General features: G+C 43.4%; 6 protein-coding genes and 1 pseudogene. 2 read left to right on the top strand and 5 right to left on the bottom strand.

The window, feature by feature from the left end:
- A pseudogene (locus tag C5470_RS19420) lies at positions 1 to 118 on the top strand (IS630 family transposase); the annotation flags it as partial.
- A 382-nt stretch (positions 119 to 500) separates the two neighbouring features.
- On the opposite strand, the gene C5470_RS19415 reads toward C5470_RS19420, so the two are convergent.
- Both C5470_RS19415 and C5470_RS19410 read right to left on the bottom strand, forming a co-directional pair.
- Positions 501 to 671, bottom strand: a complete 171-nt coding sequence (locus C5470_RS19415) for a hypothetical protein (RefSeq protein ID WP_166291346.1) — start codon at positions 669 to 671, stop codon at positions 501 to 503.
- A 6-nt stretch (positions 672 to 677) separates the two neighbouring features.
- Positions 678 to 1,808: an ISAs1 family transposase gene (locus C5470_RS19410; protein ID WP_166291345.1), complete on the bottom strand. Its 1,131-nt coding sequence runs from the start codon at positions 1,806 to 1,808 to the stop codon at positions 678 to 680.
- A 95-nt stretch (positions 1,809 to 1,903) separates the two neighbouring features.
- On the opposite strand from C5470_RS19410, the gene C5470_RS19405 reads away from it, so the two are divergent.
- On the top strand, positions 1,904 to 2,122 hold the full coding sequence (locus C5470_RS19405) for a hypothetical protein (protein WP_166291343.1): 219 nt from the start codon (positions 1,904 to 1,906) through the stop codon (positions 2,120 to 2,122).
- A 112-nt stretch (positions 2,123 to 2,234) separates the two neighbouring features.
- On the opposite strand, the gene C5470_RS19400 is transcribed toward C5470_RS19405, so the two are convergent.
- From C5470_RS19400 to C5470_RS19390, 3 genes are all read right to left on the bottom strand, one after another.
- Positions 2,235 to 3,383, bottom strand: a complete 1,149-nt coding sequence (locus tag C5470_RS19400) for an alpha-hydroxy-acid oxidizing protein (RefSeq protein ID WP_166291341.1) — start codon at positions 3,381 to 3,383, stop codon at positions 2,235 to 2,237.
- Positions 3,384 to 3,623: 240 nt separating this feature from the next.
- Complete coding sequence (locus tag C5470_RS19395; RefSeq protein WP_166291340.1) at positions 3,624 to 4,916, bottom strand: aminotransferase-like domain-containing protein; 1,293 nt, start codon at positions 4,914 to 4,916, stop codon at positions 3,624 to 3,626.
- Between the two features lie 21 nt (positions 4,917 to 4,937).
- Positions 4,938 to 5,444 carry a VOC family protein gene (locus C5470_RS19390; RefSeq protein WP_166291338.1) on the bottom strand — a complete coding sequence of 169 codons (507 nt, stop codon included), beginning with the start codon at positions 5,442 to 5,444 and terminating at the stop codon, positions 4,938 to 4,940.
- Positions 5,445 to 6,000: the final 556 nt, after the last annotated feature.

The following is a 6,000-nucleotide window of genomic DNA, read 5'->3' as shown; positions in this document are numbered from 1 at the left end:
CTTGTTCAAACAGGCAATACATCGCTTTTTTACGGAAATATTACCGGAACTGGCCGGGAACTTGTCGTGCCGTATTAATGACAACTTCCAGGTTCTGAATCCTGCATCTTCAAGTTAAGTGGGTATAGTATCTATAAATGGTTATGAAAAACCGATTTTTTTAAAACCTGTTATCTTTCTGCTTCGCTTAATTGTGTATAAACCATAATGCATTCTCCTATGGAGGTCAGATACTCACTATAGTAAATTAGCTCTTATTAGTCGAATCCGCCAATTGCATTTATTAGTTAAATGCATCATTTTAGATTTTTATTTATTATCAAACTATCTACTTTATCAAATAAATTATTTAGTTAATAAATTCAACCGTAATAATATAGGATTACAAAGTAAATATGACTCATAATCACAGCCTTACATTAGGGAATTATCTTACTTCACTTCATAAAGTATCGATTAATTTTACTCAAATACCCCATTCCACTTAGTTACACACCAATTTATGGGATGATAAATGAATATTCGACAATCAAACAGATTTTATTCACATTTTTATATCGTTCGCGCTGGACACTTTCCATCGCTACCTCTGGCAGCATTGCCAATGGCATTTTTAGCACTTCATTGGTCACATTACTAAACAGAGTATTGACAACCCAAGGCAACCGCACGAATGTTCAAATATCATCCAAACTAGAAAAGCCCGCTTGTAATACCTGTTCCAGAAAACCCATTTTCATCCAGGCTCGTTTACGTTTCATTCTGATACTTAATTGAGTGGTTTCTTTTTTTAGCCTATTTAGCGCTATCCGCCTCAAGAGCGCAATATTTTCCGGGGCGTTTTTATGAGAGATTTGGCAGGCATCTTCCCGGAAGGCGACATCCAGTATCCAATGAAGATTATTCTCGATCTGCCAGTGGCTGCGTACGGCTTGAGCAAACTGTTCTTCTGTTAACGTTGCTGAACTGATGTAGTAACGGTATTCCAGACTGGGGGATTGGCCTTTTTCTTGTCGGTATCCTACGGTCACACCAACCGTTTTTAATTCAGGCCATTCTGGGAAATGGGATGCTAATGACGTGGCATCAATAACGTGGCTTTGCCTGACTTCGATACGCCCATGTCGCTGCTCTATTTGGCCTTTTTCTCTTGTCAAGGGCAACGAGAGCGGTTGCGCCAGTGCCTCCCTGACTGCCCGGTGGAGATTTTTCTGATTGGCTTTCACACTCAACAGATAATCCGCTCCCGCATCAATAATTTCCCGGGCTATCTGGGTTTGGCATCCCATCGCATCAATGGAAATGAGTGCCCCTTTCAGTTCCAACAGCTTAATCAGTTCAGGGATGGCGGTGATTTCATTTGACTTATTTTGGGTTTTCACCTGACCAATGACGAGTTGGTTCGTGGCCGCGTAAGCACTGACCCTGTGGAGAGTCGAATAACGCGCTTCACGAGAATAAGAGCCGCGCAGGACTTTACCGTCAATCAGCACTAATTCGCCTTTGGTGAGCTGATGAACGGAGTTCATCCAATTGATAAAGCAGAGGTTAAACTGTTCAGGTTTGATGCGGGAAATAATCCGTGCAATGGTGTCGTCAACAGGAACGCCTTCCTTGAACATCCCTTGTTTAAGAAACCAGTCGTGGTGACCTTCAGTGTATTCTTGAATATCACTCCAGCCCTCAGCACCCGCGATAACAGCGCAAAGTGAGGCAAAAAGAATGTCAAATAAAGGGTAAGCCACTTTGGCGGATTGACGTGGATCTTCAATATCCGAGAAATGGTCGGTGAAACTCTCAAGATACATGGTATTGACTCCCAAAAGGGAGTATAAGATCACAGCTATTTGTCCGAATCAACTTATTTATTCGTGGTCAAAAAACGTTCGCGATCTTGCCCTGATTGACAACCCCCAACAATAACTATTCCTCACTCGTCTGGTACTTCAGTATTCTGGTTATATTGGCGATAGCTTGCCGCATACTCAGTGACGTGATTTTCGCTAAATTGAGCCAAAATACAATAGCGAAGATGCGGGAAATCATCTCAGAACGCATTGCCTGTGCATCCTTCCGTCAGATTGAGGTGCTCGGCGGTAGAGCTGCAAGAACAAAACCGTAAGTTTTTCAAATATATTCCCACAGATTCTTATAGCACCTAAAAACGGAAAGCCCGTTGCTCCATAAGCGATGAGAAGGTTTTATCTTCTCATCATTTATAACGGTGTCCGGTTTTATTTGACCGTTGCAAACTGCCAACAATTGTGAACAAAATCGGGAGTCAACCCCCTGATTGAAGGGGAGCCTATATGCGCCAATGTACGTTCGATATCTTCTTTTAGTAAACGGATCACCTCACTGACGCCTTGTTCACCAGTCGCTGCAAGGCCATACAATACTGCCCTTCCCAGCAACACCATATTTGCTCCCAGAGCCAACGCTTTAACGATATCAGATCCTCGACGGAAGCCACTATCGATCAAGACAGGTTGATACATCGCCTGTACCGTGGCACTTAACGTTTCCATTGGGGAAAGTGTGCCATCAAGCTGTCTCCCACCGTGATTGGACAGGATTACACCATCAGCCCCCAGTTCAATACATTTTTTAGCGTCCTCTGGTCGGACAAGCCCTTTCACCAGGAGCTTATGTGGCCATAAAGCTCGCAACTGTTCCAAGCTTTGCCAGTTAAAGCTAGCATCCATTTGTCGACTCATTACTGCGACCTGAACATCTACGCCTATGTTCTCCGTCATGACGAAATTCGCCAATTGAGGCATTCCGTTACATAAAAAGCGCAGCAACCAGCTTGGATGAAGGCAGCCGTCAAGCAGCACGGCGGGACGATAGCGCAAAGGCAGACAGAACTGGTTACGTATATCCCGTTCCCGATAGCCATTAACCGTAACATCAACGGTAATTACCAAAGTGGTGTAATCAGAGGCCAACGCCCGCTTCACCATCTGTTCTGCCAGTTCGGGACATACTACATAAAGCTGGAACCATTTTTCTCCATCACACTGTCTAGCCACATCTTCAATTGTCATGTTCGCCGCACTGGAGAGTATAAAAGGAATGTTCTCTTTCGCTGCCACCCGGGCAAGAATCAAGTCGCCATTTGGCCGAAAAGTGGCATTAAGCCCAGTAGGAGCAATAGCAAAAGGTGCTGACCATACCTTATTAAACAAAGTACATGAAATATCCCTTTTACTAACGTCAATTAATCGATGGGGTATAAAACGCCAGCGATCAAAAATCTGCTGATTATAGCGTAGCCCTTTTTCATCCTCCGCACCGCCCTCTAGGTAGTCAAAAATTATCTTTGGTAATTTTTTCTTCGCCAAAGTGCGGTAATCCGCCACGTTAAGTAATTTGTTGCTCATCTGATTTCTGTGCAAGGTAGTCATGTTCAGTCTGTTCAACCCGTTGCCATGTATTAAAAGATTCACTTTATGCTGTTTAAGCTGCGTCAAAGTGGGCGGTTCAGGTTCCCCCACCCAACGATTTATGGATCAAATTGAAAGCGATATGCCCTTCTTTATCAGTGACAATACTGGCTGGCTTACCTTCATTTATTCCCTCTGGGTTAATAATGCTACGGACAAGAAACAGCTCTTCTCATCTCATGAGTTTTTCCTCCGATCGGCAATAAAGCAGGACAATCGACGCACACCCTCTTCAATCAGGTCAAATTCAACATAGCTGAAAGAAAGTCTGAGTACATTGTTGTAACGATCTGAATTGGAAAATATCGCCGTTGGAACTACAATCACGCCAAACTCAGCAGCACAACGCTCAATATCCTGCATAGTCAGGTTGAAAGGTAGACTCAGGTTGAGAAAAAAGCCGCCATTAGGCATATTCCATGAGATAATGAGATCTTTTTCAGTAAAGAAACACGTCAGGCTGTGTAGTAATCGATCCCGCTTTGCCCGATAGTGTTCACTGATACTCTGCGTGATTTGCTTTAATGAACAATTGTTCTCCAGCAGGAATCCTCCCACAATAGCCTGAGCGATTTGCCCGGTATTTACGGAAATAAAGCTTTTCACACGGGTCATATCATTAATCAGCGGTATAGCCAGCTCCCCCCGTTTTACGTGAGCTCGGCAAATCAAATAACCAATACGCACCGCTGGACATAGTGTTTTGGCAAAAGTACCGATATGAATAACCACTGCTTCGTTATCCAAGGCAAGCAGTGTCGGTTGTTGGTGATGCGTATAATCAAACAGACGGTAAGGGCTATCTTCTAAAACAAACAATGCTCGTGCATAACAAAAAACTAGCAATTCCTTTCTCCGTGCCAAAGACATGGTTCTGCCACAAGGATTAGAAAAATCAGGAATAGTGTAGATGGCACGTGCACGCTTTCCTGAGGCAGCGATGCTATTGATGCTGTACTCCAATGCAGAGATAATCGGCCCCTCGCTATCGCACTCAACATACACCACGTCAATGCCTTTGATTCTGGCCGCACCGGTAATACCAATATAAGCTGGATCTGTCACCAGTAATACATCATGCGCTGGAGAGAACAGCGTATCAAGGCAGATAACCATCCCTTCCTGAGCACCATTAGTGACCAAAATCTCTTCCGGCTCCAGCGTAATTCCCTCATCAAGATATAGCTGCTTAGCGATCAATGGATTAATAATGCCGCGCGTATCGCCATACTGTCCAAGCAAGTTACCAATCTCTTGATGGCTTTTATTACGCGCTCCGGCCAGATAGTGGGAAAACAGCGCAATATACTGCGACCATTTTTCCGGCCGAGCATTAATCTCTGAGGGACGACCAGAGGCAAACGAAATCGCATTAGGATATCGCTCTATGACTTCATTGAGAAAACACATCGTGTTCAGGTCAGCGTGCTCCTGAAAAGCCAGGTCGCTTGCTTCTATTGCCAGTGGCATAAGTGTCTCCAGTTACCGTTATTAAATTTGTTGTGTCTTTTCCAACTGCCGGAACAAGTTGTTTATATTCTCTTCTTCAAATCCTTCACCATGCCTCTCAAGAAACTCAAACATCATTCCTGACTCACTGTCACGTTTGGTGAAAATCTGTTTCAAGTTACCCCCCCTAATAATCTGCGTGGAAAATTCAATGCCGTTTTCCTCTAATTCGGCTACGACTTCTTCCAAGTTTTCCACCTCAAAAGCAACATGCTGAACACCAGGCCCATACTGTTCAACGTACTGTGTCACCTGAGACTGCGATTCTGTGCCCTGTAATAGTACCAGCGTATAGCCATTTCCTTGTAAAATTGCGGATTCCATCGCGGTGGTTACGCCCTTTGTTACTCGACGTTCCACAAGGGTAAAACCAAGCATCTCTACATACATGTTCAACGCTTTATCCAGTGACACAACTGCAATAGCTAGGTGGTCAATCTTTTTATATTTCTTCGCTATCCCTGTGAGGGAAATGTGATTTTCGGTCATAATCTTTATCAGAAAGTTAAAGTTAAAGTAATCTATTCCCATGCTTAGTATCGCCGGGAACATCCAATTTAAAACGCCGAACATCCCCTCTGAACTATTAGGAGTAGGAGGATCAAACGCATCAACATCTGATAGCAATGTTTCAAGTTGTACAGCAAATTGCCACAACTTCCGCGAAAAAACAGGCCATTAACACCACGAGAAACGGAATAGCGGATTCAGTTGCTCAAGCAATCGTTCACGTATTAGCTGTTTTTTCTGCAATATACTAGCAATCACTAGGGAGCATCTTGCTAGTTCACCGAATGTAATACTCTATTCTTCATCCCAGCTTTTTGTCAGAAACCGATAAGCAAGTTTATTAATATGAATATCACAGCATCAGGTAAGTACACTGGTCAAAGCACCCCCTGAATTGAGCATAAAGACCTTTTCAAAATTAGCTTAATGTGTTAGGTACTTATACCGCATACTGCACCTGAAAAACTGAAATATACACTACACCAAACAATGGTTATTTTTCCCTAACTCTGTCTCTTTTTTGCCAACTACTCCA

Source organism: Photorhabdus stackebrandtii (genome assembly GCF_011189495.1).
GTDB lineage: Bacteria > Pseudomonadota > Gammaproteobacteria > Enterobacterales > Enterobacteriaceae > Photorhabdus > Photorhabdus khanii.
This window is presented reverse-complemented; position numbering and strand designations above follow the sequence as displayed.

Excerpts from the sequence above, each read along its gene's own strand:
- C5470_RS19410 (WP_166291345.1), bottom strand. The coding sequence starts at position 1,808 with ATGTATCTTGAGAGTTTCACCGACCATTTCTCGGATATTGAAGATCCA.
- C5470_RS19400 (WP_166291341.1), bottom strand. The coding sequence starts at position 3,383 with ATGAGCAACAAATTACTTAACGTGGCGGATTACCGCACTTTGGCGAAG.
- C5470_RS19395 (WP_166291340.1), bottom strand. The coding sequence starts at position 4,916 with ATGCCACTGGCAATAGAAGCAAGCGACCTGGCTTTTCAGGAGCACGCT.
- C5470_RS19390 (WP_166291338.1), bottom strand. The coding sequence starts at position 5,444 with ATGACCGAAAATCACATTTCCCTCACAGGGATAGCGAAGAAATATAAA.